23 protein-coding genes and 2 tRNA genes are annotated in these 25,368 nt (G+C 67.1%); 13 read left to right on the top strand and 12 right to left on the bottom strand.

Annotation, left to right across the window (positions count from 1 at the left end; genetic code table 11):
• Window positions 1-14: 14 nt before the first annotated feature.
• The 3 genes from glgB to glgX form a co-directional block, all read right to left on the bottom strand.
• The gene (glgB, locus tag MRBLWO13_RS15205) at window positions 15-2,219 is read right to left on the bottom strand and encodes a 1,4-alpha-glucan branching protein GlgB (protein ID WP_341974936.1); all 2,205 of its coding nucleotides are present in this window, start codon (window positions 2,217-2,219) and stop codon (window positions 15-17) included.
• Entirely contained in the window at window positions 2,216-4,288 is a 2,073-nt protein-coding gene (locus MRBLWO13_RS15200) for a maltotransferase domain-containing protein (protein ID WP_341974935.1), read from the bottom strand. Before MRBLWO13_RS15200 ends, glgB begins: the two co-directional genes overlap by 4 nt.
• Before the next feature lie 65 nt (window positions 4,289-4,353).
• Window positions 4,354-6,426: a glycogen debranching protein GlgX gene (glgX, locus tag MRBLWO13_RS15195; protein WP_341974934.1), complete on the bottom strand. Its 2,073-nt coding sequence runs from the start codon at window positions 6,424-6,426 to the stop codon at window positions 4,354-4,356.
• Window positions 6,427-6,500: 74 nt separating this feature from the next.
• Between glgX and MRBLWO13_RS15190 the strand changes: the two genes are divergently transcribed.
• From MRBLWO13_RS15190 to MRBLWO13_RS15170, 5 genes are read left to right on the top strand one after another with little or no spacing between them, the layout of a single operon-like run.
• A complete protein-coding gene (locus MRBLWO13_RS15190; RefSeq protein ID WP_341974933.1) occupies window positions 6,501-7,691 on the top strand; it encodes a cysteine desulfurase family protein in 1,191 nt (396 codons plus the stop codon).
• A gap of 9 nt (window positions 7,692-7,700) precedes the next feature.
• Window positions 7,701-8,798: a tRNA 2-thiouridine(34) synthase MnmA gene (gene mnmA / locus MRBLWO13_RS15185; protein WP_341974932.1), complete on the top strand. Its 1,098-nt coding sequence runs from the start codon at window positions 7,701-7,703 to the stop codon at window positions 8,796-8,798.
• A gap of 49 nt (window positions 8,799-8,847) precedes the next feature.
• Window positions 8,848-11,181, top strand: a complete 2,334-nt coding sequence (gene ligA, locus MRBLWO13_RS15180) for an NAD-dependent DNA ligase LigA (RefSeq protein WP_341974931.1) — start codon at window positions 8,848-8,850, stop codon at window positions 11,179-11,181.
• A complete protein-coding gene (locus MRBLWO13_RS15175) occupies window positions 11,178-11,660 on the top strand; it encodes a hypothetical protein (protein ID WP_341974930.1) in 483 nt (160 codons plus the stop codon). The genes ligA and MRBLWO13_RS15175 overlap by 4 nt, the downstream gene beginning before the upstream one ends.
• Complete coding sequence (locus tag MRBLWO13_RS15170; protein WP_341974929.1) at window positions 11,653-12,171, top strand: AAA family ATPase; 519 nt, start codon at window positions 11,653-11,655, stop codon at window positions 12,169-12,171. The genes MRBLWO13_RS15175 and MRBLWO13_RS15170 overlap by 8 nt, the downstream gene beginning before the upstream one ends.
• A gap of 102 nt (window positions 12,172-12,273) precedes the next feature.
• Here MRBLWO13_RS15170 and MRBLWO13_RS15165 read toward each other — a convergent pair whose 3' ends face one another.
• Window positions 12,274-14,061, bottom strand: coding sequence for a DEAD/DEAH box helicase (locus MRBLWO13_RS15165; RefSeq protein ID WP_341978438.1), 1,788 nt, complete (start codon window positions 14,059-14,061; stop codon window positions 12,274-12,276).
• A 64-nt stretch (window positions 14,062-14,125) separates the two neighbouring features.
• On the bottom strand, window positions 14,126-15,826 hold the full coding sequence (locus MRBLWO13_RS15160; protein ID WP_341974928.1) for a long-chain-fatty-acid--CoA ligase: 1,701 nt from the start codon (window positions 15,824-15,826) through the stop codon (window positions 14,126-14,128).
• A 57-nt stretch (window positions 15,827-15,883) separates the two neighbouring features.
• Between MRBLWO13_RS15160 and gatC the strand changes: the two genes are divergently transcribed.
• The 6 genes from gatC to MRBLWO13_RS15130 all read left to right on the top strand — a co-directional run bounded on the left by gatC (window position 15,884) and on the right by MRBLWO13_RS15130 (window position 21,502).
• Window positions 15,884-16,183 carry an Asp-tRNA(Asn)/Glu-tRNA(Gln) amidotransferase subunit GatC gene (gene gatC, locus MRBLWO13_RS15155; RefSeq protein WP_341974927.1) on the top strand — a complete coding sequence of 100 codons (300 nt, stop codon included), beginning with the start codon at window positions 15,884-15,886 and terminating at the stop codon, window positions 16,181-16,183.
• Entirely contained in the window at window positions 16,180-17,697 is a 1,518-nt protein-coding gene (gene gatA, locus MRBLWO13_RS15150; RefSeq protein ID WP_341974926.1) for an Asp-tRNA(Asn)/Glu-tRNA(Gln) amidotransferase subunit GatA, read from the top strand. Before gatC ends, gatA begins: the two co-directional genes overlap by 4 nt.
• Window positions 17,697-19,235, top strand: coding sequence for an Asp-tRNA(Asn)/Glu-tRNA(Gln) amidotransferase subunit GatB (gatB, locus tag MRBLWO13_RS15145; RefSeq protein WP_341974925.1), 1,539 nt, complete (start codon window positions 17,697-17,699; stop codon window positions 19,233-19,235). Before gatA ends, gatB begins: the two co-directional genes overlap by 1 nt.
• 75 nt (window positions 19,236-19,310) lie before the next feature.
• Window positions 19,311-20,567 (top strand): DNA polymerase IV, encoded by a 1,257-nt coding sequence (dinB, locus tag MRBLWO13_RS15140; RefSeq protein WP_341974924.1) that lies wholly within the window; start codon window positions 19,311-19,313, stop codon window positions 20,565-20,567.
• Between the two features lie 37 nt (window positions 20,568-20,604).
• Complete coding sequence (locus MRBLWO13_RS15135) at window positions 20,605-20,937, top strand: hypothetical protein (RefSeq protein WP_341974923.1); 333 nt, start codon at window positions 20,605-20,607, stop codon at window positions 20,935-20,937.
• Window positions 20,921-21,502 carry a hypothetical protein gene (locus MRBLWO13_RS15130; protein WP_341974922.1) on the top strand — a complete coding sequence of 194 codons (582 nt, stop codon included), beginning with the start codon at window positions 20,921-20,923 and terminating at the stop codon, window positions 21,500-21,502. Before MRBLWO13_RS15135 ends, MRBLWO13_RS15130 begins: the two co-directional genes overlap by 17 nt.
• A gap of 16 nt (window positions 21,503-21,518) precedes the next feature.
• On the opposite strand, the gene MRBLWO13_RS15125 is transcribed toward MRBLWO13_RS15130, so the two are convergent.
• The 6 genes from MRBLWO13_RS15125 to orn all read right to left on the bottom strand — a co-directional run bounded on the left by MRBLWO13_RS15125 (window position 21,519) and on the right by orn (window position 24,155).
• Window positions 21,519-22,010, bottom strand: a complete 492-nt coding sequence (locus tag MRBLWO13_RS15125) for a DUF2017 family protein (protein WP_341974921.1) — start codon at window positions 22,008-22,010, stop codon at window positions 21,519-21,521.
• Complete coding sequence (gene clpS, locus MRBLWO13_RS15120) at window positions 22,007-22,309, bottom strand: ATP-dependent Clp protease adapter ClpS (RefSeq protein ID WP_341974920.1); 303 nt, start codon at window positions 22,307-22,309, stop codon at window positions 22,007-22,009. Before clpS ends, MRBLWO13_RS15125 begins: the two co-directional genes overlap by 4 nt.
• On the bottom strand, window positions 22,300-22,647 hold the full coding sequence (locus MRBLWO13_RS15115) for a metallopeptidase family protein (protein ID WP_341974919.1): 348 nt from the start codon (window positions 22,645-22,647) through the stop codon (window positions 22,300-22,302). Before MRBLWO13_RS15115 ends, clpS begins: the two co-directional genes overlap by 10 nt.
• 39 nt (window positions 22,648-22,686) lie before the next feature.
• The gene (locus tag MRBLWO13_RS15110) at window positions 22,687-23,316 is read right to left on the bottom strand and encodes a LysE family transporter (RefSeq protein ID WP_341974918.1); all 630 of its coding nucleotides are present in this window, start codon (window positions 23,314-23,316) and stop codon (window positions 22,687-22,689) included.
• A gap of 100 nt (window positions 23,317-23,416) precedes the next feature.
• Window positions 23,417-23,492: transfer RNA gene (locus MRBLWO13_RS15105), tRNA-His, on the bottom strand.
• Between the two features lie 36 nt (window positions 23,493-23,528).
• Window positions 23,529-24,155, bottom strand: a complete 627-nt coding sequence (gene orn / locus MRBLWO13_RS15100) for an oligoribonuclease (RefSeq protein WP_341974917.1) — start codon at window positions 24,153-24,155, stop codon at window positions 23,529-23,531.
• Window positions 24,156-24,215: 60 nt separating this feature from the next.
• On the opposite strand from orn, the gene MRBLWO13_RS15095 reads away from it, so the two are divergent.
• Window positions 24,216-24,288, top strand: a tRNA-Arg gene (locus MRBLWO13_RS15095).
• Window positions 24,289-24,312: 24 nt separating this feature from the next.
• Here MRBLWO13_RS15095 and MRBLWO13_RS15090 read toward each other — a convergent pair.
• A complete protein-coding gene (locus MRBLWO13_RS15090) occupies window positions 24,313-24,582 on the bottom strand; it encodes a hypothetical protein (RefSeq protein ID WP_341974916.1) in 270 nt (89 codons plus the stop codon).
• A 208-nt stretch (window positions 24,583-24,790) separates the two neighbouring features.
• On the opposite strand from MRBLWO13_RS15090, the gene ssb reads away from it, so the two are divergent.
• Window positions 24,791-25,315: a single-stranded DNA-binding protein gene (gene ssb, locus MRBLWO13_RS15085; RefSeq protein WP_341974915.1), complete on the top strand. Its 525-nt coding sequence runs from the start codon at window positions 24,791-24,793 to the stop codon at window positions 25,313-25,315.
• The last annotated feature ends 53 nt before the right edge of the window (window positions 25,316-25,368 follow it).

Below are 25,368 nucleotides of genomic sequence, written 5' to 3'. Positions count from 1 at the left end.
GTCCACCGGAAACTTCAGCCGTGGTTCACGGTCGGAACATGCGGCTCCGGCTGATGACGCAGCCACAGCGTCGAAAGCGCCGGTAGCGTCAGTGTCGCCGTCGGTGCGCCGTCACCGTCGGCATGCGCCACGACCAGGCCGAGGTTGCCCGAACCGCGGCCGCCGTAGTCCGCCGCATCCGTGTTCAGGATCTCCTGCCAGACGCCCTCTCTCGGCAGCGCGAGTCGGTAACCGGAGTGCTCGACACCGGCGAAGTTGCTGATGACGACCAGACGACCACCGTGCGCGTCGCGCCGCTCGAAGGCGATCACGGTCGGATCCCAGGTCGGCGCACCCAGTCGGGTGAACGACGAACTGTCATTGTCGCGTTCCCAGAGCGGTGCCTGGGCGCGGTATGTGCTGTTCAGCGCACCGACGAAGCTCTGCAGTTGCGCGTGCGATGGCTGCTCCAGCAGCCACCAGTCGAGCTCCCGTCCCTCTGACCACTCCGCGATCTGGCCGAACTCCTGCCCCATGAACAGCAGCTTCTTACCGGGGTGGCCCCACATGTAGCCGAGGTAGGCGCGGACGTTGGCGAGCTTGTGCCAGTGGTCGCCAGGCATCTTCGCCAGCAGGCTGCCCTTGCCGTGCACGACCTCGTCATGGCTGATGGGGAGCAGATAGTTCTCGCCGAAGGCGTAGACGAACGAGAACGTCATCTCGCCCTCGTGGTGTGCCCGGTACATCGGGTCCCGCTCGATGTACTGCAGCGAGTCGTTCATCCAACCCATGTTCCACTTGAAGCCGAAGCCGAGTCCCGCGTGACTTGTCGGGGCGGTGACTCCGGGGAAGCTGGTCGACTCCTCGGCGATCATCATGACCCCGGGGTACAGGCGGTACGCGGTGGCATTGACCTCCTGCAGGAAGCGGATCGCCTCGAGATTCTCCCGCCCGCCGTGGATGTTCGGCTCCCACTCGCCGTCGTTGCGCGAGTAGTCCAGGTACAGCATCGAAGCGACGGCATCCACGCGAAGCCCATCCACGTGGAACTCGCTGAACCAGAACAACGCATTCGCGACGAGGAAATTGCGCACCTCGTTGCGTCCGTAGTCGAAGATCAGCGTGCCCCAGTCCTGGTGCTCACCGCGACGGGGGTCCGGATGCTCGTAGAGAGCCTGCCCGTCGAAGCGCGCCAGCGCGAACGCATCCTTCGGGAAATGCCCTGGCACCCAGTCCATGATCACGCCGATGCCGGCCTGGTGCAGCCGGTCGATCAGGTACTTGAGGTCGTCGGGGCTGCCGAATCGGCTGGTCGCGGCGTAGTAGCCGCTGACCTGGTAGCCCCAGGAGCCGCCGAAGGGGTGCTCAGCGAGCGGCATGAACTCGACGTGGGTGAACCCGGCCTCTGTCACGTGCGCGATGAGCGGATCAGCGACGTCGCGGTAGCCGAGACCGTGTCGCCACGATCCGAGGTGCACCTCGTACACCGACAGCGGCTGCGCGACCGCATGCGTCGCAGCCCTCCGGGTCATCCAGGCGCCATCGGCCCACGCGTATGCGGACTGCGCGACGACGGATGCCGTGCCCGGCGGCACCTCGGCGGCCACCGCCATCGGGTCGGCCTTGAGGATCCATCCACCGCCCCTCGTGCGGATCTGGTACTTGTACTTGGTGCCGACCGACAGATCGGGGATGAAGAGCTCCCAGAGCCCGCTCACGCCCATGGAGCGCATCGCGTGGGCTTCGCCGTTCCAGCCGTTGTGATCGCCGACGACCCGGACCGCTGTCGCGTTCGGCGCCCACACGGCGAAGGAGACGCCGGGCTCGCCGTCCATTGTCCGCGGGTGGGCACCCAGAGCTTGCCAGAGTCGCTCATGCCGTCCCTCGGCGATCAGGTGCAAGTCCAGCTCGCCGATTGTCGGGAGGTGACGATACGGGTCGCCCGCGATCGTCTCCTCGACGTCGGTGTACGCGGTAGCCACCCGATAGGGGACAGTTGGGCCGTCATGGCGCGCTTCCCAGATTCCGTGGGCGGCGTGTTCGAGCTGGAGCCGCGTGCCGTCTGCGAAGACGGCGGCGACCGATGATGCGAGCGGTCGACGCACGCGGATCACCGTGACCGTCTGATCGGCTGCTGTCGTGATCGGATGGGCCCCGAGGACGGCGTGCGGTTCGTGGTGGGATCCCGCGGCGACGGCCTCCCATTCGGCGGAGACGCTGATGTCTTCTGCGTAGCTCATGCTCGCTCCTTCACCCTCAGAATGTGCACCGGCTCGGCGAAGGCGTCGAGGCGCACGTAGTTGTGGTCGCTCCAGGTCCAGACGCTGCCGGAGAGCAGGTCCTCGACCTCGAAGCTCTCGCCGAGCGGGACGTCCCACACGCGGGTGTCCAGATGAACCATCGTCTGCCGCACGGAATGCGGATCGACGTTGGCGATGACGATGATCGTGTCCGGCGTGCCCGTTCCGGTGAAGGCGGCGTCGAGATGCTTGCTGTAGACGAGGATCGACTCGTCGTCGCTCCAGTGCACCGAGAAGTTGCGCAGCTGGCGCAACGCAGGATGTGCCCGGCGAATCTCGTTCAGCCGGCGCAGCAGCGGCGCGAGCGAGTCGCCTCTCTCCTCGGCGCCATCCCAGTCGCGGAACTTGTACTCGTACTTCTCGTTGTCGATGTTCTCCTCGGAACCAGGTCGCGCGACATTCTCGACCAGTTCGTACCCGGCATACACACCCCAGGTCGGCGCTGCGGTCGCGGCGATCGCGGCTCGGATCCGGTACGCCGCGCGCCCTCCGAACTGGAGGTATTCGGTGAGGATGTCGTGCGTATTCACGAACAGGTTGGGGCGCATGAAGTCGGCGGTGTCGTGCGAGACCGATGTCAGGAACTCCTCGAGCTCCGCCTTCGTGTTCCGCCAGGTGAAGTACGAGTAGCTCTGCTGGAAACCCGCCTTCGCCAGGCTCTGCATCATCGCCGGTCGTGTGAACGCCTCGGACAGGAAGATCACGTCGGGGTCTTCCGTGCAGACGATGCCGATGAGCCACTCCCAGAACTGCACCGGCTTGGTGTGCGGGTTGTCGACCCGGAAGATCTTCACGCCCTGCGAGACCCAGTGACGGACGATGCGGAGAACCTCGGCGTAGATCCCGGCGGGGTCGCGGTCGAAGTTGACCGGATAGATGTCCTGGTACTTCTTCGGAGGGTTCTCCGCGTACGCGATCGTGCCGTCGGGCAGCACCGTGAACCATTCCGGATGCTCCGCGACCCAGGGGTGATCGGGCGCCGCCTGCAACGCGAGGTCGAGTGCGACCTCGAGGCCTTCCTTGTTCGCGGCGCGCACGAACGCGCGGAAGTCCGCGGCGGTGCCGAGATCCCTGTGGATGGCATCGTGGCCGCCGTCGGGCGAGCCGATCGCATAAGGGGAGCCGGGATCACCAGGCAGCGCTTCGAGTGTGTTGTTGCGCCCCTTGCGGTTGATCTCTCCGATGGGATGGATCGGCGGGAGGTAGATGACGTCGAATCCCATGCCTGCGACGCCGGGCAGGCGCTTGATCGCGGTGCGGAACGTTCCGCTCTTGACCGTTGCGTCCTTCTGTCGTTTCGCACCCTCGGAGCGCGGGAAGAACTCATACCAGGCGCCGACGCCCGCGAGTTGGCGCTCGACCAGGAGGCTGAGCGCGACGGATGCGGAGCGGAGCGTGCTGAGCGGTCGGTCGGTGAAGATCGTCGCCAGGTCCCGATCGGTGGCGACGGCGGAGATCAACTCAGCGTCGGCGCCCTGCAGGCTCTCCGATGCAGCGGCGAGGTGCTTTCGCTGAGCGGCCGGGCGGCTCTTCTCCGCGGCCGCGCGAGTGAGGATCTGGGCACCGAGAGCCGCCATCACCGGCGTATCGACGTCGAGCGCAGCCTTCAGCTCTGCAGCGTGCGCCCAGGTCGCAAAGTCATCGGAGAACGCTTCGAAGCGGTACGACCACGTCCCTCGTTCATCCAGCGCTACGTCGGCGCGCCAGCGGTCGGTTCCGTCGTGGAGCGGGGCGAGTCGGTGCAGACTCTCCTCGCCGCTCGGAGACGTCAATCGCAGATGCACGCCGATGATGTCGTGACCTTCGCGAAAGGCGGTCACGCCGAACGGCACGACCTCTCCGGCGAAGGCCTTGGCCGAGAACCCGCCGGGAACGTGCGGCGTCGGTGATACCAACGGTATGCGTGTCGTGCGCAACTGCTCGGTGTCGGCGCTGTCCCCCAAGGGACGCAGCGGAATCTGGACACGGCTCCGGAGAGCCGCCGTTCGGGTTTCGGTGCGTGAGGCCACTAGCTGAATGTACCGCCCCGACTCCCTCGCTGGAAGCGAGCGGCGAGGCGGGTCGCAGCCTCATCTCACTCGACGCGGAAAAGCCTCATCGAGGTGCCAAGAACCGGCAGCACATCACCGGGCGCGAAGACATCCGTGCTCTCGGTCGGACGATCCTCAGCGCTCGACCAGAGCGAGACGAACCGGGTCGCTCCCTCGATCTCCTCGGGGAGACGGACGTCGATGGGCGATTCCGTGCCGTGCACGATCAACAGGATGCGGTTCTCCGCCTCCTTGTCCGGCGTGGACGCGGCGACATACTGCAGGGTGCGGTTACCGGGGTCGCCCCACTGCGAAACCTCCATCGTCTCGCCGTTCTGGTCGTACCAGTCCATGACGCTCGCGTTGGGGATGTGCTCGCCGAGACGCGCGTAGCGACTCGGCCGCAGCGCGGGATTCTCCATGCGCAGCTGGATGAGTCGGGTGACGTGCGCGCGGAGGTCCTCCTGCCACGGCTCGAACTCCCAGGGGAACCAGCTGAGGGGGGAGTCCTGCGCATACGCATTGTTGTTGCCCCGCTGCGTGCGCCCGATCTCGTCACCGGCCGTGAGCATCGGGATGCCGGCGGAGAGGAGCAGCGTGCCGAGGAGATTGCGCATGGCCTTGCGGCGCGCGGCCAGGATCACCGGGTCGTCGGTCGGCCCTTCGACACCATGGTTGAACGCGCGGTTCATGTCGGCGCCGTCGCGGTTCTGCTCGCCGTTGCCCTCGTTGTGCTTGACGTCGTAGGAGACCAGGTCGTGCAGGGTGAAGCCGTCGTGCGCGGTGACGAAGTTGACGCTCGCCAGAGGTCCGCGGTCCTCGCTGAACGTGTTCGACGAACCGGCGAGACGCGTGGCGAAGCCACCGATTCCGACGGGGGCGGACGCGCGGCGGGCGTAGTCGATGTCACTCAGCCAGAAGTTGCGCACCCGGTCGCGATAGCGGTCGTTCCATTCGTGCCAGCCGGCGGGGAAGTTGCCGGTCTGCCAGCCGCCGAGGCCGACATCCCATGGCTCGGCGATGAGCTTGGTCTCTCGCAGCACGGGGTCGTCTGCGATCGCGGTGAGCAATGGATGCTCGGGTGTGTAGGCGTGGGACCCATCGCGGGCGATTGCCGCGGCGAGGTCGAAGCGGAAGCCGTCGATCTGCATCTCCTGCGCCCAGTAGCGCAGCGAGTCCAGCACCAGCCGCGCACCGGCTGGCGTCGCCGTGTTGAGCGTGTTTCCGCATCCGGTGGTGTCGATGTAGGCGCCATCCGGCTGCTGGCGATAATACGAGGCGTTGTCGATGCCGCGCAGGCCGGATCGAGGTCCACCGAGTCCCTCCTCTGACGTGTGGTTGTAGACCACGTCCAGGATGACTTCGAGTCCGGCCTCGTGCAGCAGTCGCACCATGCCCTTGAACTCGGCGAGGACGGCTTCCGGTCCGCCCTTGCGCGCCTGCTCGGTGGCGTACGCGGTGTGCGGCGTGAAGAAATTGAGGGTGTTGTAACCCCAGTAGTTCGTGAGCCCCAACTGCAACAGCCGAGGCTCGGGAACGAAGGCCTGTACCGGCAGCAACTCGATCGAGGTGATGCCCAGCGAGTGGAAATGCTCGATCATCGCGGGATGCGCGAGGCCGGCGTACGTGCCGTGCAGCGCAGGCGGCACGTCGGGGTGGCGCTTGGTCAGGCCCTTGAGGTGTCCCTCGTAGATGACGGTGCGATCGAGAGGGATACGGGGCTTCTGCGAATCTCCCCAGTCGAAACCGTCGACGATGACGACGGAACGCCACTCCTCGTAGCCGTCGCCCTGCGCGAGGCCCCGAGCGTACGGATCGAGGAGAAGGGATTCCACGTTGAAGGTGTTCCCCGGACCGTGCGGTCCGTCCACGCGGACGGCGTAGCGCGTGCCCGGTTGCAGCAGTTCGGTGGTGATCTCCCAGACGCCGCCGGGGCGGCGCTCGAGAGGCACCTCGTCGGTGACCCAGTCGAGATCGGTGGCATCGAAGATGACGAGCTCGACGGCAGAGGCGTTCTGCGACCAGAGACGGAGAGTTCCCACCCCGTCGTGCAGGCGAACGCCGAGGTTTTCGAGTGCGGCTCCCCCCAGAGGAGCGGCAGCGGGCTGCGGACACATGGAGGACAGCCTAGGCGCACGCGGCTCGGGAACCGCGCAACGCCGCGACGGCAGGCGGGTGGGAGGATGGGGGAATGCGGTTCTACCTCGATCACGCGGCGACCTCGCCCCTCCGGCCGGAGGCGCGGGATGCCTGGCTCGAAGCGACCGGCGTGACGGGGAACGCCTCGTCCACTCACGGCTCGGGTCAGGCCGCGCGCCGCCTTCTCGAGACGTCGCGAGAGCGCATAGCGGCAGTCCTGGACGCTGATCCCATCGAGGTCGTCTTCACCTCCGGCGGCACCGAGTCGATCAACCTCGCGTTGCAGGGCTTGTGGCGAGCGCGGGACCCCCGCACCAGCGCGATCGTGCTTCCGGATGCCGAGCACCACGCGACGTTCGACACGGTCGCGGCGCTGGCAGCGGAGGGCGCGGAGGTGCGGCCGGTGCCGGTGACCTCCGATGCGCACGTGACTCCTGCGGCGTTCGCCGCGGCGCTGCGACCCGCAGGATCGCCCTCGGCCGCGCTGGCGACGGCACTCGTGGCGAACAACGAGGTCGGCACGATCAATGACGCGGCCACGCTTGCGGCAGCTGCCGCGGGCGCGGCGGTGCCGCTCCATCTGGACGCGGTCGCCGCTCTCGGTCACGTGCCGCTGTCGTATCGCCGGCTGCGGGGGAGCGCGGAACCGGCTTCGGGTCTCGTCGCGCTGAGCCTCGCAGGGCACAAGATCGGCGCGCCCGTGGGCACCGGCGTGCTGGTCGTCGACCGCACCGCGCGGATGGCACCGCTGCAGCACGGCGGAGCGCAGCAGCGCGGTTTGCGTGCGGGGACGCAGGACGTGGCCGGAGCGGCGGCGTTCGCGGTGGCGCTGGAGCTCGCAGAGGCTGAACGCCTCGCGGAGGGCACTCGACTGCGAACTCTGCGCGACCGGCTGGTGGCCGGGATCACCGCGGCCGTTCCGGCCTCCGCGTTGCTCGGCGATCCGGTGAATCGTCTGCCGGGCAACGCCCACATGCTCTTCCCCGGTGCGGTCGGGGAGAGTCTGCTCTTCATGCTCGACATGGCAGGCGTTTCCTCTTCCACGGGGTCGGCCTGTCAGGCGGGTGTCGCGGAGCCGTCGCACGTCGTACTGGCGATGGGGCGCAGCGAGCGCGACGCGCGCAGTGTGATCCGGTTCAGTCTCGGCAGGACATCCGGCGATGCCGAGGTCGATGCGGTGCTCGCCGTCATCGCAGACGCGTATGCGCGCGCATCCGGGACCAGCACAGGCAACCGCTCGTAGACTGGACTCATGCGGATCCTGGCAGCAATGAGTGGCGGAGTGGACTCCGCCGTCGCGGCTGCCCGGGCCGTGGAGGCGGGGCACGACGTCGTGGGCGTGCATCTTGCGTTGTCTCGTGCCGGAGGCACGCTGCGCACCGGCAGTCGCGGCTGCTGCACCATCGAGGACGCACTCGATGCTCGACGCGCGGCCGACATGCTCGGCATCCCCTTCTACGTCTGGGACTTCTCGGAGCGTTTCCGCGACGACGTGATCGAAGACTTCATCTCCGAGTACCGCGCCGGCCGCACTCCGAACCCGTGCATGCGGTGCAACGAGAAGATCAAGTTCGCCGCCCTGCTGGAGCGGGCGATCGAGCTCGGTTTCGACGCGGTGTGCACCGGGCACTATGCGACGCTGGTGCCGACGCCTGCGGGGCTCGAGCTGCACCGGGCTTCGGATGCCGCCAAGGACCAGTCCTACGTGCTCGGCGTTCTGACCGCCGAGCAGTTGGCGCACACGTACTTCCCACTCGGCTCGACGCCGTCGAAGGCCCTCGTGCGGGCTGAGGCTGCGGAGCGCGGCCTCAGCGTGGCGCAGAAGCCGGACAGCCACGACATCTGCTTCATCCCCGACGGCGATACCCGCGGGTGGCTCGCCGAGAAGGTCGGCGCCGAGACCGGAGCGATCCTGGACCGCGCCGGTGACGTCGTGGGCACGCACGAAGGCGCGCACGCGTTCACGGTCGGGCAGCGGCGCGGCCTCAAGCTCGGCGTGCCCGCCGCCGACGGCAAACCACGATTCGTCCTCGAGGTGCGGCCGGTGTCGAACACGGTCGTCGTAGGCCCGAAGGAGGCACTCGCCATCGCGGAGATCGCGGGGGAGAGGTTCTCCTGGGCGGGAGCTGCGCCCGAGGCGCCGGAGTTCGACTGCGAGGTGCAGATCCGTGCGCACGCCGACCCGGTGACCGCGGTGGCGTTCGTGTCGGATGCAGGGGTGCGGGTCGTACCGCAGGTCGCGCTCGATGGCGTGGCGCCGGGGCAGACCGCAGTGCTCTACGTCGGCACTCGTGTGCTCGGACAGTTCACGATCGACCGAACGGTGTCGGCGGTTCCGGTCGACGCATAGCGCGGTTTCTATACGCGCGCGTGTCGCACCCCCCTCGTAGACTGGCGAGGTGCCGGAGAACATCTCACTGGAAGCCGCCCGCAGCGAGGCCGACGATCTGACCACGCGCATCCTCGAGGCGAAGGACGCGTACTACGGGCGGGACACCTCGCTCGTCGATGACGCCACCTACGACGGGTGGATGCGACGGCTCGAAGAACTGGAGCGGCTGCATCCGGAACTCGCCGGGCAGGATTCGCCGACGCAGATGGTGGGGGCAGCCGAATCCACCGGACTCGCCACCATCGAGCACGCCGAGCGGATGCTCAGCCTCGACAACGTCTTCTCGATCGAAGAGCTCCGGGAATGGGCGGCGAAGGCGCAATCGTCCGCCGGTCGTGAAGTGGCGTGGCTCACCGAACTGAAGATCGACGGGCTCGCGATCAATCTCCGATATGAGAACGGCGTACTGACCTCGGCGGCGACACGCGGAGACGGACGTGTCGGCGAGATCGTCACCGAGAACGCCCTTCGGCTGCCGGAGATCCCGCAGCGTCTGGTCGGCACCGGGCATCCGTCGATCGTAGAGGTGCGCGGCGAGGTGTTCATCCCGGTCGCCGCCTTCGAGCGGCTGAACGCCGCACAGGCGCGTTTCCGCGACCTCGCCTATGCCGATGCTCTTGAGCGCTGGACCGCGCGCGGCGGTGCGAAGAAGCCCTTCGACGAGGACAAGGCTCGCACCGCTGCCGCGCGTCGATTCCCTTCCTTCGCGAATCCGCGCAACGCGGCCAGCGGTGGATTGCGGCAGCAGATCGAGAAGAAGAACGGCCTCGAGCTGGAGGCGGCGCTGCTGCGCGTCGAATCGCTGGCGATGTATGTGCACGGCATCGGCGCATGGCAGAATCCTCCCGTCGCCACGCAGAGCGAGGTGTACGACCTGCTCTCCGCGTGGGGTCTGCCGACGAGTCCGCATACGAAGGTCTGCCACGGCATCGACGAGGTGGTGGGGTTCGTCGAGCATTTCGGTGCGCACCGGCACGACATCGAGCATGAACTCGACGGCATCGTGGTCAAGGTCGACGAGTTGGCACTGCACGACGAGCTGGGCATGACCAGTCGCGCGCCGCGATGGGCGATCGCCTACAAGTACCCGCCGGAGGAGGTGCAGACGAAGCTCCTCGACATCGTCGTCTCCGTGGGGCGCACAGGACGAGCGACACCGTTCGCCGTCATGGCTCCGGCACACGTGGCGGGCTCCGTCGTGCGCCAGGCGACGCTGCACAACAAGGACGTCGTCAAAGCGAAGGGCGTCCTCATCGGCGACACCGTCGTGCTGCGCAAGGCGGGGGATGTGATCCCCGAGGTTCTCGGACCCGTCGTCGAGAAGCGGGACGGCACCGAGCGGGAGTTCGTGATGCCGATCGGCTGTCCGGAGTGCGGCACGCCACTGCGGCCGATGAAAGAGGGCGATATCGATCTGCGCTGCCCGAACGCCCGTTCATGCCCTGCGCAGGTGCGAGGGCGAGTGGAGCACATCGGATCGCGCGGTGCGCTCGACATCGAGGCGCTGGGCGAGGTCACCGCTGCGGCGCTGACGCAGCCCACATCACCCGAGATCCCTCCGCTGCAGACCGAAGCGGGACTCTTCGCGCTCACCCTCGACGAGATCGTGCCCATCGAGCTCTTCGTGCGTGACGCCGAGACCGGGCTGCCGAAGGAAGATGACGACGGTCTCGTCAAGACGCGTGCTCCGTTCCGCCGCAACCCCACGGCCGCGGAGCGGAAGTCCGGGCTGGAAGGCCCGCAGCCGTCGTCGCAGGCGCTGACCCTCCTCGCCGAGCTGGAGAAGGCGAAGACGAAGGAGCTCTGGCGTCTTCTGGTCTCGCTCAACATCCGCCATGTGGGCCCGGTCGCCGCCCGAGCGCTGGCGCAGTGGTTCGGATCGCTGGATGCCATTCGTGCCGCCTCGCGGGAGGAACTCGCGGGCGTCGAGGGCGTCGGCGGCATCATCGCCGATTCGCTCACGGAATGGTTCACCGTCGACTGGCACCGCGAGATCGTCGCACGGTGGACCGAGGCCGGCGTGCAATGGGCGACGCCCGGTCACGCGGGCCCCGGCGCCGCGGTGATCGAGGGCGGTGTGCTCGACGGGCTCACTGTCGTCGCGACCGGCTCTCTCGATGGTTATTCGCGAGATGGCGCGCAGGAGGCGATCATCCAGGCGGGTGGCAAGGCGGCATCCAGCGTCTCGAAGAAGACCGACTTCGTCGCTGCGGGTCCCGGTGCCGGCTCCAAGCTCGCGAAGGCTGAAGAGCTCGGCATCCGCATCCTGGATGCCGCACAGTTCCACGTCCTGGTCACCGAGGGACCTGACGCGCTTGGCCCCGTGAGCGACGCCTCTTGAAGCGGTACGGACCGCTGATCGCCGTACCCGAGGCGCTTGCGATCGGTGATCCTGGCCGGCATCACCTGCGACTGACACCGGATGCGGTGATCCTGCGCGAGGGTGTCGAGAACCGCGGCATCGTCGCGTGGGAGGGGCTCCAGGCGATAGCCCTCGATGTGCCGACGACCCGATTCCGATTGCCTGGATTGGTCGGTACGATCCTGCTCGGCGCATTGACCGCGCTGACGTTGACGGACCTCGGTATCGACCCGGAGGACGGCGCCGTCGAGGTGAGAGCGCACGGCGAATCCACGAGGTCTCCGTTGAGTCGGCATCATGTCGGCGGCTATTGGGCGCCGACGGTCACCGGCGCACAGAGGCTGATCCAGTACCTGATCGAGAACCCCGAGCAGCGCTCACTCCTCGCACGACCCGAGGCCTTGATCGACGTGGCCGCCAGGCTCGCGACCCAAGAGGAACGCTCGCTGGATGGTTGACCGGCTCATCGTCGTCAACGGGATGGCCGGCGCAGGAAAGACCACGCTCGCGGGTCCGCTGGCCGCTGAACTCGGCATCCCCCTGGTGTCCAAGGACGTCATCAAAGAGGCACTGGGCGACGCGGTGACGGCGCGCCTGCCGACGACGAAGCTCGGCGCGCTGGCAGCGGATGCGCTGTGGCGCTTGACGGGGATGCTCGAGGGCACCGTGATGGTCGAGTCGGTGTGGCTGACGGGACGCGATGAGGAATGGTTCCGCCGCGGCTGGGTGTCCGTCGGTTCTCCCGCGGGCATCGAACTGTGGTGCGAGGCTCCACGCGCGACGATGCGTGAACGCTACCTGACGCGGCCGCGTCACGCTGTGCACGATGATCATGCACGCATCGCCGAATGGGAGGCCGCCGCGGCGGTCGCTCAGCCGCTCACCGGGTTTCCGGTGCGTCGGGTCGACAGCAGTAGCCCTGTAGAGGTCTCTGCTCTGGCCGCCGAGATCATCCGCGCGTTTCTCTGACGTCGTGCGCCTGCCGGCGGCATAACGAACGACTTCCCGCACGAGTACCGGCGTCAGACGCGGTTCTCTCGTGCGGGAAGTCGGGACTACTGGTGTTGCGGCTCAGCCCTTGTGGCGGGGCTTGCGGAACGGCCGCTCTTCGCGGTCACCGGTACGCGGGCCACGGTCGTCGTCATCGCGCGATCGGCGTCCGGGAGCACCACGGTCGGCCTTGATCTCGATCAGGCGGCCGGAGATGCGGGTGTCGCGCAGCTTCTCGAGCACCGACGGATCCATGTTCGCGGGAAGCTCGACGGTCGAGAAGTCGGGACGGATGTTGATCACGCCGAAGTCGTCGCGGCCGAGGCCGCCCTCGTTCGCCAGCGCGCCGACGATCTGGCGGGGCTCGACGCGGTGACGACGGCCGACCTCGATGCGGTACGGCGTGTAGTCGCCGCGTCCACGACGGTCGGTGCGCGGTTCGCGGTCGGTGCGCGGAGCACGCGTGCCACCGGCGGAGTCGCGTGCAGGACGGTTGTCAGCGGCCACGGCCTTCGACAGCGGGTCGTGCGCCGGGTCCAGCAGCAGCGGCGTCGCGCCCTGGGCGACCACGGCGAGGGCAGCGGCGACGTCGCCCTCAGGAACGTCGTGGTTGCGCACGTAGTGCGCGACGATGTCGCGGAACCCGTCGATCCGAGCGGTCTCCGAAAGTGCGGCCGTGATCGCGTCGTCGAAGCGCGCGAGGCGGGTCGTGTTGACGTCCTCCGTGCTCGGGAGCTGCATCTGGGTCGGCTGCTGACGCGTCGCCTTCTCGATGCTCTTGAGCAGGTAGCGCTCGCGCGGTGTGATGAAGCTGATCGCATCGCCCTTGCGGCCGGCGCGGCCGGTACGGCCGATGCGGTGCACGTACGATTCGGTGTCGGTGGGGATGTCGAAGTTCACGACGTGGCTGATGCGCTCCACGTCGAGGCCACGGGCGGCGACATCGGTGGCGACGAGGATGTCGAGCTTGCCATCCTTCAGCTGGTTCACCGTGCGCTCGCGCTGCACCTGCGCCACGTCGCCGTTGATGGCGGCGGCGGAATAGCCACGGGCGCGCAGCTTCTCGGCGAGCGTCTCGGTCTCGTTCTTGGTGCGAACGAACACGATCATCCCCTCGAAGTTCTCTACCTCGAGGATGCGGGTGAGCGCGTCGACCTTCTGCGCGTACGACACCACGAGGTAGCGCTGCGTGATGTTCGTGCCGGTCGCCGTCTTCGACTTGATGCTGATCTCTTCGGGATCACGCAGGTACTGCTGCGCCAGACGGCGGATCTGCGGCGGCATGGTCGCCGAGAACAGGGCGACCTGCTTCTCCTTGGGCGTCTGCGCCAGGATCTGCTCGACGTCTTCTGCGAAGCCCATCTTCAGCATCTCGTCGGCCTCGTCGAGCACCAGGTACTTCAGTTCCGAGAGGTCCAGGGTGCCCTTGGCGAGGTGATCCATGATGCGACCGGGGGTGCCGACGATCACGTGCACGCCGCGCCGAAGCGCCGAAAGCTGCACGCCGTAGCCCTGTCCGCCGTAGACGGGCAGCACGTGCACGCCCTTCATCTTCGCGGCGTACGACTCGAACGCCTCGCACACCTGCAGCGCGAGCTCGCGCGTGGGGGCCAGCACCAGCGCCTGCGGGGTCTTCTGAGAGATATCGAGGTTTTCCAGCACGGGCAGTGCGAACGCCGCCGTCTTGCCGGTTCCGGTCTGCGCCATACCGACCACATCGCGACCGGCGAGCAGTGTCGGAATCGTCGCGGCCTGGATGGGGGACGGCGTCTCATAGCCGAGGTCGTGGACCGCTCTGAGGACGGGGCCGGTCAGGCCGAGTTCCTCGAATCCGGGAGTTTCAGGGGTTTCGGGGGCATCAGCGTTCACAGCGTCTTCAGGAGTCACTAACCAAAGGTAGCGCTTTCGCGAGGTTCGCACCTGTGAAGACGGCTCAGGAGCCGGTGGTGAGGGCGACGAGTTTCTCCTTCACCTGCCGCCGCAGCACCTTTCCGATCAGCGACTTCGGAAGCTCATCGACGACGAACACGCGCCGCGGCACCTTGTAAGGGGTGAGGATGCCGCGAGCGAACTCGCGGATCGCCTCCACGTCGACGTCCGAGGTGCTGTCGAGGACGATCGCCGCGACGACCTCCTCGCCGGAGTGCTCACTGGGCAATCCGACGACGGCTGCGTCGAGCACGTGCGGATGCTGACGCAGTGCGTTCTCCACCTCGGTGGGAGCGACGTTGAAGCCTCCGGTGATGATGAGCTCCTTGATCCGGTCGACGACGCGGATGAAGCCGCCCTCGTCCACCGTGACGATGTCGCCGGTGCGGAACCAGCCATCGACGAAGACCGCCTCCGTCTCCTCCGGCTTGCCGTAGTACCCGGAGAACACCTGCGGACCGCGAACGATCAGCTCGCCTGCCGATCCGGTCGGGACGTCGACGGTCGGGTTGCCCGGATCGACGACGCGGCACTCGGTGCCGGGGAGCGGGAGTCCGACGGTGCCCGGAACGCGGTTCTCCGCCACCGGATTGGCCATCAGTACCGGCGAGCACTCGCTGAGCCCGTAGCCCTCGACGAGGTAGCCGTGCGTCGCAGCCTCGAAGGGGACCACGAGTTCGTGCGGAAGCGCCATCGCGCCGGAAATCGCCACCTCGATTCCGTCGAGCGAAACGCCCTTGGCCTTCGCCGTAGCCAGAAGGCGGTCGGCGATCGGCGGCACCAGGGGCAGGAAGGTCGCCGGATGCTTCTTCATGACGTCGAGGACAAGATCCGGGGCGAACTTCGGGAAGAGCACCAGGCGGGCACCCATCGACATCGCGAAGGTGAGACACAGGGTGAGCCCGTAGGCGTGGAACATCGGCAGTACCGCGTAGACGACGCAGCCCTTGCCTCGTTGGATCGACGGCACCCAAGCCTGCGCCTGCGCGGCGTTGGAGAGCAGATTGCGATGGGTGAGGGAGGCGCCCTTCGGAGTGCCGGTGGTACCAGAGGTGTACTGGATGATCGCGAGATCGTCCGTCCCCGGCTGCGGGTGCGATGACGGGATCGGGGCGGATGCCACCAGCGCATCCCAGGTCACGGTGCCGCGCACCTTCTCGGTCAGGGCAGCGCGAGATTCGCGCGCCTTGGCGACCGGCAGACGCAGCGCGACGCGCGTGAGGAACGGCATCGCCCGGGTGACGTCGACCGAGATTAGGTTCGACACGACGAGGTCGGCAGGGAACTCCTGCAGCGTGGAGACGATCTTGTTCCACACGATCGCGTGCTTGGCTCCGTGGTCCTCGAACTGCTTGCGCAGCTCGCGCGGGGTGTACAACGGGTTGTGTTCGACGACCACGGCGCCGAGTCGCAGCACGGCGTAGAACGCGACGATGTGCTGCGGGCAATTCGGCAACACGATGGCCACCGGGTCTCCGGCGCGCACGCCGAGATCGCGCAGTCCGGATGCCGCTCGATCGATCGCGTCCTGCAGCTCGGCGTAGGTCGTCTCCCTGCCGAAGAACTGGAGGGCAGGGGCATCCGGATAGTCCCGTGCGGATGCCGAGACGATGTCGACGAGAGAGCCGTCGACGGGGGAGAGATCTTCCGGAACGCCGGCGGCGTAGCTTCGGATCCAGGGGCGCGGAGGCTGGAACGTCGTCACCCGCCCAGCATAAGCCGGGCGCGAGGGGCGGCGAGAAGCGACGCCTAGACTAGAGGCGTGTCTGAAATCACCCCTGATCTTGTGCGCCATCTCGGCGTGCTCGCGCGCATCCAGCTCAACGACGACGAGGTGACGCTGCTCACCGGCCAGCTCGACGCCATCGTCGACAACATCGCGAAGGTGTCCGAGGTCGCGACCGCCGACATCGTCGCGACGAGCCACCCGATCCCGCTGAGCAACGTCTTCCGTCCCGATGTCGTCGGGCAGCCGCTCACGCACGAGCAGGTGCTCCAGAACGCACCGGATCAGGCCGACGGCCGCTTCCGCGTCACCGCGATCCTGGGAGAAGAGCAGTGAGCGACATCATCCGCCTGACCGCAGCCGAGCTCGCCGACAAGCTCGCCTCGCGTGAGATCTCCAGTGTCGAGGCGACGCAGGCGCACCTCGACCGCATCGCCGCGGTAGATGGCGACGTCCATGCGTTCCTGCACATCAACGCACACGCGCTCGACGCTGCAGCCGCCGTCGACGCACAGCGCGCAGCCGGCGAGAAGCTCGGCCCCATCGCCGGTGTCCCGCTCGCGATCAAGGACGTCCTGGTCACGACGGATCAGCCGACGACCAGTGGCTCCCGGATCCTCGAGGGCTATCGCTCGCCGTACGACGCCACCGTCGTCGCGCGTTCCCGTGCCGCCGGACTCATTCCGCTCGGCAAGACGAACATGGACGAATTCGCGATGGGCTCGTCCACCGAGCACTCGGCGTACGGCCCCACACGCAACCCCTGGGATCTCGACCGGATTCCCGGCGGTTCCGGCGGCGGTTCCGCAGCGGCAGTCGCCGCGTTCGAGGCACCGCTCGCGCTCGGTTCGGACACCGGCGGATCGATCCGTCAGCCGGCGCACGTGACCGGAACCGTGGGCGTGAAGCCCACCTACGGCGGTGTCAGCCGCTACGGCGCCATCGCACTCGCATCCAGCCTCGACCAGGTCGGACCCGTGACCCGCACGGTGCTCGACGCCGGACTCCTGCACGATGCGATCGGCGGACACGACCCCAAGGACTCGACCTCGCTGCGCGACGTCTGGCCGTCATTCGCGGAGGCCGCCCGCGAGGGCGCTCGCGGCGACGTGCTCAAGGGCCTCAAGGTCGGCGTCATCCGCGAGCTGCCGGACAGCGGGTTCCAGCCCGGTGTTGCGGCATCCTTCCGCGCATCCCTCGCGCTGATGGAGGCGCAAGGAGCCGAGATCGTCGAGATCGGAGCCCCGCACTTCGAATTCGGCGTTGCCGCGTACTACCTGATCCTCCCGGCGGAGGCCTCCAGCAACCTGGCGAAGTTCGATTCCGTTCGATTCGGGCTGCGCGTCACGCCCGACGGCAACCCCACGGTCGAAGACGTCATGTCGGCAACCCGCGACGCCGGATTCGGCGACGAGGTCAAGCGCCGCATCATCCTCGGCACTTATGCGCTGTCGGCCGGCTATTACGACGCCTACTACGGCAGCGCGCAGAAGGTGCGGACGCTCATCCAGCAGGACTTCGCGAACGCGTTCGCCGATGTTGACGTCATCGCGACGCCCTCGGCACCGACCACGGCGTTCAAGATCGGTGAGCAGATCGACGACCCGCTGAAGATGTACCTGAACGACATCACGACGATTCCGGTGAACCTCGCCGGTGTTCCCGGCATCTCGATTCCTTCGGGCCTCGCCTCTGAGGACGGTCTGCCCGTCGGTATCCAGTTCATCGCTCCGGCACGCGAGGACGCCCGCCTGTACAAGGTCGGCGCCGCGCTCGAAGCAGTACTGCTCGACTCCTGGGGCGGGCCGCTCCTGGATCGTGCACCCCAGCTCATGGGAGGAACCCGCTGATGGCTGCCGCCAAGCTCATGGACTTCGACAAGGCGCTCGAGCTGTTCGAGCCGGTACTCGGCTTCGAGGTGCACGTCGAACTCAACACGAACACGAAGATGTTCTCGGATGCGCCGAACCCGGCCAACGAGCTCTACCACGCGGCCGAGCCGAACACGCTCATCGCGCCGGTCGACCTCGGCCTTCCCGGCTCGCTGCCAGTCGTGAATGAGACGGCGATCCGCTCGTCGATCAGCCTCGGTCTCGCCCTCGGCTGCTCGATCGCCGAATCGAGCCGCTTCGCGCGGAAGAACTACTTCTACCCCGACCTGGGCAAGAACTACCAGATCTCGCAGTACGACGAGCCCATCGCATTCGAGGGGTCGGTCGAGGTGGAGCTCGAGGACGGCACGATCGTGCAGATCCCGATCGAGCGCGCGCACATGGAGGAGGACGCCGGCAAGCTCACCCACATGGGTGGAGCGACCGGCCGGATCCAGGGCGCCGAATACTCGCTCGTCGACTACAACCGTGCCGGCGTGCCGCTCGTCGAGATCGTCACGAAGACGATCTTCGGCACGGAGCACCGCGCTCCAGAGGTCGCGAAGGCGTACGTCGCGACGATCCGTGACATCGTCCGAAGCCTCGGCATCTCGGAGGCCCGTCTCGAGCGTGGCAACCTGCGCTGCGACGCGAACGTGTCACTGCGTCCGCGCGCCGCGGAAGGCGAGCAGCCGGCCCCGCTCGGCACCCGCACCGAGACGAAGAACGTCAACTCGATGCGCTCGGTCGAACGTGCCGTCAGGTATGAGATCCAGCGCCAGGCGCAGATCCTCGCCGACGGGGGGACGATCACGCAGGAGACGCGGCACTGGCACGAGGACACCGGTGCGACGTCGCCGGGGCGTCCGAAGTCGGATGCCGACGACTATCGCTATTTCCCGGAGCCCGACCTGCTGCCCGTGCAGCCGGCTGCCGAACTGATCGAGGAGCTGCGCGCGCAACTGCCGGAGCAGCCCGTCGCCCGTCGGCGTCGTCTGATGACCGAGTGGGGCTTCACGGATCTCGAGTTCCAGGACGTCCGCAACGGAGGCCTGCTCGACGTCGTCGAGGCGACGATCGCCTCGGGCGCGACTCCGGCAGCTGCCCGTAAGTGGTGGACCGGCGAGATCTCGCGCCTGGCGAATGCCCAGGAGCGGGATGCCGCCGAGTTGGTCGGTCCTGCTGATGTCGCTGCTCTTCAGAAGCTCGTCGAGGCAGGCACCCTGACCGACAAGCTCGCCCGCCAGGTTCTCGAGGGTGTCATCGCCGGCGAAGGGACGCCGCAGGAGGTCGTCGACGCGCGCGGTCTCGCGGTCGTCTCCGACGATGGCGCGCTGATCGCTGCGATCGACGAGGCGCTGGCCAGCCAGCCGGATGTCATGGCGAAGATCCGGGACGGCAAGGTGCAGGCGGCCGGCGCTGTCATCGGCGCGGTCATGAAGGCGATGAAGGGCCAAGCGGACGCCGCTCGCGTGCGCGAACTCGTTCTCGCTCGCGCCAGCGAGACCGAGGCGTAGGCAGAGTCGCGAACACGCCGCGCAGGAGTTTTCTCTCCCTGACCTCGTGTCCGAGGTCCGGGAGAGAATGGGCGTATGGGACACGGTGACGGCAGAGGGCGCATCGTCTCTTCCGACGGTGCCGATGACAGCGGCACCCGCATCCTCCATGTCGACATGGACGCGTTCTACGCAGCCGTCGAGGTGCTCGATGATCCATCCCTGCGGGGCCTGCCGCTGATCATCGGCGCTCCGGATGGACGCTCCGTCGTTTCCAGCGCCTCCTACGAGGCTCGGCGCTACGGTGTGCACGCGGCGATGCCGGTGTCTCAGGCTCTGCGGTTGTGTCCGTCGGCCCGCATCGTCCTGCCGCATTTCCACCGGTATCAGGAGGTCTCCCGTCAGGTGATGGCGATTTTCGAATCGTTCACGCCGCTCGTCGAGCCCTTGTCCGTGGACGAGGCGTTCCTCGACGTGCAGGGGGTGCGCAGACTGTGGGGGAGCCCCGCACGTATCGCCCAGCTCATCCGGGAGCGCGTGCAGGCAGAGGTGGGGATCACCTGCAGCGTCGGGGTCGCGGCGACGAAGCATGTGGCGAAGATGGCGTCCACGATCGCCAAGCCGGACGGCATGCTGGTGGTTTCTGCCGCCGACACCCTGGAGTTCCTGGCGCCCCGCCCGGTGCGGGCGATGTGGGGCGTGGGTCCTAAGGCGGCGGAGGCGCTGGAGGGACGCGGCATCCGTACCATCGGCGACATCCGTGAGGCGCCTCAGGAGATGCTCGATCGCGCGGTGGGCGCAGCACTGAGTGCGCGTCTGACCCAGTTGGCGCGTGGCGAAGACGCGCGACTCATCGAGACGGAGCGCGTGGAGAAGAGCGTCGGGCACGAGGAGACCTTCGATCAGGACATCATCGACCGGGTGTTCCTCCGCGCCGAGCTGCTGCGGCTTGCCGATCGCGTCGCGGCGCGGCTGCGACGCGCGGGCTGGGAGACGGGAACGGTGGCGATCAAGATCCGTTTCGACGACTTCCGCACACTGAGCAGGTCTCAGACCCTCCCAGAGCCCACCGCCGTGGGTCAGCGGATCGGCGAGGCCGCCCAGGCGCTCTTCGAGCAGATCGAACGCCGCGATCCGGTCCGTCTCGTCGGTGTGCGGGCCGAGAATCTCCGCCCGGCCGGTGGTGGGCGGTTGGGTCTCTGGGATGACGACGCGGACTGGCGGCGCGTCGAGGGTGCCGTCGATGACGCCGTCGCGCGTTTCGGCAATTCCACGATCACGAGGGCTCGGCACGTCGGCCGTGGTGAAGGCCGCGGTGCAGCTCGGCATCCGAAAGCCCACGGATTGGATTGACGTTCCGCGCAGCGCGGTCGTGGGTTAGCGTGGGTTCATGCCCAACATCGCACTTGAACTCGGGAAGAACGCCGGCTCGTTCGGCGTGAACAGCGCCTACGGGAACACCCAGACCGTCGACGGAGCGGAATTCACGCCTGTCGCACTGACATGCACGGGCTTCGGCGGTGGGTCGGGCGGTGCCGAAGGCGCGGCAGAGGGAGAGGGTGGCGGAGGCGGCGGAATCGCAATCCCGCTCGGTGTCTACGTCCGTCGTGAAGAGGGTCTGCGCTTCGAGCCCAACTTCGTTTCGTTGCTGGCCGTCGCGATCCCCTTCGTCTGGGTGGCAGGACGGGCCATCACCCGCATCATCCGTGCACTCAAGAAGTGACGACCCGGTCGCCGCGGCCCTCGAGCACGCGGCGGCGCTGATCGCGGACGACGTGAGGACGTTGGCTGCAGCCAACCCCGTCGTGCTGATCGACGGATGCAGTGGCGCAGGCAAGACTTCGCTGGCGCAACGGTTGCTCGGCCGGTGGCCGGTGGCAGGCCGCGTTCAGCTGATCGCGCTGGACTCGATCTATCCGGGATGGGATGGTCTCGATGCCGGAGTCGAGCGGGCGGAGGAGTGGATTCTTCGTCCGCACGGTCGAGGTCTCCTCGGCACCTGGCGACGGTGGGACTGGGAGCAGGGAACGGAAGCCGAGAGCCATGCCGTCGACCCTGCGCTGGGCGTCATCATCGAGGGCAGCGGTTCCCTCACGCCCACGACCGCGAGACTCGCTGACGTTCGGGTATGGGTGGAGGCTCCCGATCATTCACGCAAGTCGCGGGCACTTCGGCGAGACGGTGAAACCTACCGACCGCATTGGGATCGGTGGGCAGCCCAGGAACGTCGCCATGTCGAGCGCGATGCGCCGAGGGCGCTCGCGACGCGGGTCGTCGAGATCCCCTGACCTCGGGCTCGCGACCTCAGTCGCGGTCGTCCGCTGCCTGGATCAGGCCTTCCAGCCGATACCCGAGCCAGGCGTAGACGTCGTATCGCGGGTCCTCCGGATCGTACTGATCATCGTCCGTGATCTCGAGGCGGGACGCGATCACGAGGCGGAGCGCGGTGAGCGTGCGCAGCCAGGCGTCGATATCGGCATCGGGGATGATGACTTCTCGATGAGCGAGCGCCTGTTCCTCGGTGAGCGCTTCCACGGCGACGTCGAATCCGTCGAGCGCCGACCGGACTGTCGCCGCATCTGCGGCCCTGCGATCGAGGATGTCGTCTCGGGTGCTATCGGCGAAGGCGAGTGATGCCTCGGCATCTTCCGGATAGGCGTTCGGGGTCAGGCGGCCGATAGCCGGATCGCTCGTGTCGCGGGCGACGCCGACGAGTTCGCCGAAGTCAACGACGAGTCGGGAGAGCTGGACCCCCTCGAGCCGGGCGATGGACAGGTGCACGGATCGGTCCGTCACAGCGGGGCCTTTCGAACAGTCGCCCACAGGCCGTAGTCGTGCATCGCCTGGGCGTGCACCTCCATGGTCTCTCGCGGGCCGGTCGCGACGATGGCGTGCCCGTCATTGTGCACCGCCAGCATGAGCGCGGTCGCCCGATCAGCGGAGTATCCGAAGTACGTCCGGAACACGCGGACGACATAGCTCATCAGATTCACGGGGTCGTTCCACACGACGACCTGCCAGGGCTCCATCGGCGCGGCGAAGAGATCGGTGGTTTCGGCCAGATCCGGCGTGATCAGCGGCAGGCTCATGCCCATCCCAATTCATGCAGCTGATCGTCGTCGATGCCGTAGAAATGCGCGATCTCGTGCACCAGTGTGGTGTGCACTTCGTCGCGGAGATGATCTTCGTCGTCGCACGCCGCCAGGTGAGACTCCCGGTACACGATGATGCGGTCGGGAAGTTCGCCCATCCCGTACTGGGTGCGTTCGGTGAGAGCCAGGCCGTCGTAGAGACCGAGAAGGTCGAGGCTGCCGTCCTCTGGCCGATCCTCGACGACGAATACGACATTCTCGAGCCCGTCCACCATGTCGTCGGGCAGGCGGTCGAGCTCGTCGATGACGAGTTCTTCGAAGGCTGCAGCGTCCATGTCCATCGCAGCCCAGCCTATGGGGAGACACGCGCTCCGAAGTCGTCAGTGCATGAAGACGAGCAATGCGGCGACGGCGATGAACAGGGCGCCGAACACGCTGTTGAGCGTTCGCTGACCCCGGGGGGATCGTGTGAGGCGGCGGAATGGTCGGGCAGCCGTGGCGAAGAAACCCCACATCACGATCACGTCGACGATGATCACGGTGCTGATCAGCGCGAGGTACTGGGGGAGAGGCGGTTCATCCAGTCGGACGAACTGCGGGATGAAGGCGAGGAAGAACACGATCGCCTTGGGATTGAGGAGATTCACCCAGAATCCGCGTCGGATCATCGACCAGCGGCCTTCCCGGGTGACGAGCACCGCAGCCTCGTCGTCGTCGGGGACGACCGGGCGGGCGAGGATGAGCCGGATGCCGAGGTACACCAGATAGGCGGCACCCGCGTAGCGGATCGCATTGAACAGGATCTCGGAGCTGGAGACGATGAGGCCGACGCCGGCGGCGACGATCACGACGTGCACGACGAGTGCGAGTTGCTGTCCGATGACACCCCAGATCGAGCGACGCCAGCCCTGGTTGAGGGCATTCGACATCGTGTTGATCGCACCGGCGCCGGGAGTGAAGCTGATGACCACACAGGCGGTGAGCAGGGAGAGCCAGACCGTCAACGACACTTCGACAGTCTAGGGTCGTGCCAGAGTCTGACCTTGCCTCGCGCGCGCCTGCCGAACGCAGAAGAGGCCCGAACCGCACGGTTCGGGCCTCTTCTGTGATTGGGGTGGCTAACGGGGCTCGAACCCGCGACCCCCGCGACCACAACGCGGTGCTCTACCAACTGAGCTATAGCCACCATGTGCCTTCCGGAGAAGGCAACCAGACGATTCTATTACACGTTCGGGGCGAACTCCGACACGGTGCGCGATGCGATGTCGCGAGCCTGATCGCTGGAGGGTCCGGGTTCGGCGACGAAGACGGCTTCGCGGTAGTAGCGCAGCTCTCTGATCGACTCGAGGATGTCGGCGAGGGCGCGGTGGCCGCCGTCTTTCGTCGGGGCCTGGAAGAACACGCGCGGATACCAGCGTCGGGAGAGTTCCTTGATGCTGGAGACGTCGACGTTGCGGTAGTGCAGCCAATTGTCGATCTGCGGCATGTACTTCGCGAGGAACATCCGGTCGGTGCCGATCGTGTTGCCGGCGAGCGGAGCTTTGCGCTCCAACGGAACGAATCGCTTGATATAGGCGAGGGTCTGCGCCTCGGCATCGGCGAGGGAGACGCCGAGCGGAATCTCCTCGATCAGGCCGGACGATTCATGCATCTTCGTCACGAAGTCGTTCATGTTCTCAAGCGCCGCGTCGCTCGGTTTGATCACGATCTGGAACCCCGGATCGATCGGCTCGAGCTCGAAATCGGTGATGACCACCGCGATCTCGACGAGCTCATCGACCTGAAGATCGAGGCCCGTCATCTCGCAGTCGATCCAGACGAGTCGATCATTTTCGGACGCAGATACCATGAGGCCATCCTATCGACGGCGCAGACATCGGCCTTCGGAGCGCGGTACGGTATTTGTGCCGCCTCCGTAGCTCAGGGGATAGAGCAGGAGCCTTCTAATCTCTTGGTCGCAGGTTCGAATCCTGCCGGGGGCACCCACAGCCGACTGCGTTCACAGCTCATGCGTTGCGCAGCGCCGCGACCGCATCGTCGGGTCGCCAGAACTCGCCGACGATGCGAAACGTGCCGGTGGCGAGATGCAGCCGTTCTGCTCGATAGCGAAGGCCGAGCGGGTCGGCGACGATGCGCAGGTGACCGAGAACGCGACCGGCCCCATCTTGCACTCGCCACAGATGGTCGGCGGCCCGGACGAGCTTCTCTCGGGCGGAGGCGAGCCGGGGCGTCGCATACGGGACCTCGGGCAGGGACGTGATCAGGTTGTCGGACATCGGAATCTCCTTTCTGGTTCGAACATATGAGCGACCACCGACATTCGCGCTGCGCGTGCTCCGATGCGCCCGGGCGACTCCTTCTGCACGATTCCGTCGCGGTGATGAAGAGTGCACAGATCCCGGTCCTGGCCGGTTCCGAACTCTCCGGTCAGGAGCATCCTGGAGCGATCCGGGCGACCGACCCGGGACGCAGAGGAGAAGGAAAATGACTGACACTTTGACGATCGTGGGCAACGTCGCCACCGATCCGGTGCTGGGGCGCACGCCCAGTGGCATCCCCGTGACGAACTTCCGCGTCGCGAGTTCCCAGCGACGGTTCGACAACGCGACTCAGCAATGGGTCGAGACCAGCACGAACTGGTACTCGATCGCGGCCTTCCGTCAGCTGGCGGAGCACGCGAAGGCGTCGCTGCGCTCCGGGGACAGCGTGATCGTGACCGGACGCCTGAAGATCCGCAACTGGGAGGCCAACGGCAAGCACGGAACAAGCGTCGATATCGACGCCGACACCATCGGCCACGACCTGCGCTGGGGGACCGCCGCGTATGCTCGCGCCGCGCGTTCCACGCCTGTCGAAAACAGGGAGCCGATCGGCGTCGACGCGGCGGACGGACCGGAAGAAGCCGCGACCGACGTCGATCCGGACGAGGCGATGGCGCTCAGCGCTGCCGTGTGGACGGCTCCGGACGCGGCGCCGGAACTGGCGGATGCCGATACGACACCCTTCTGAGAGACTGCGAGCACCCCTGGCTCTGCGGCCCGGAGAAGGACCGCACCGACGAT

Source organism: Microbacterium sp. LWO13-1.2, from assembly GCF_038397725.1.
In the GTDB taxonomy this organism is placed as follows: domain Bacteria; phylum Actinomycetota; class Actinomycetes; order Actinomycetales; family Microbacteriaceae; genus Microbacterium.
This window is presented reverse-complemented; position numbering and strand designations above follow the sequence as displayed.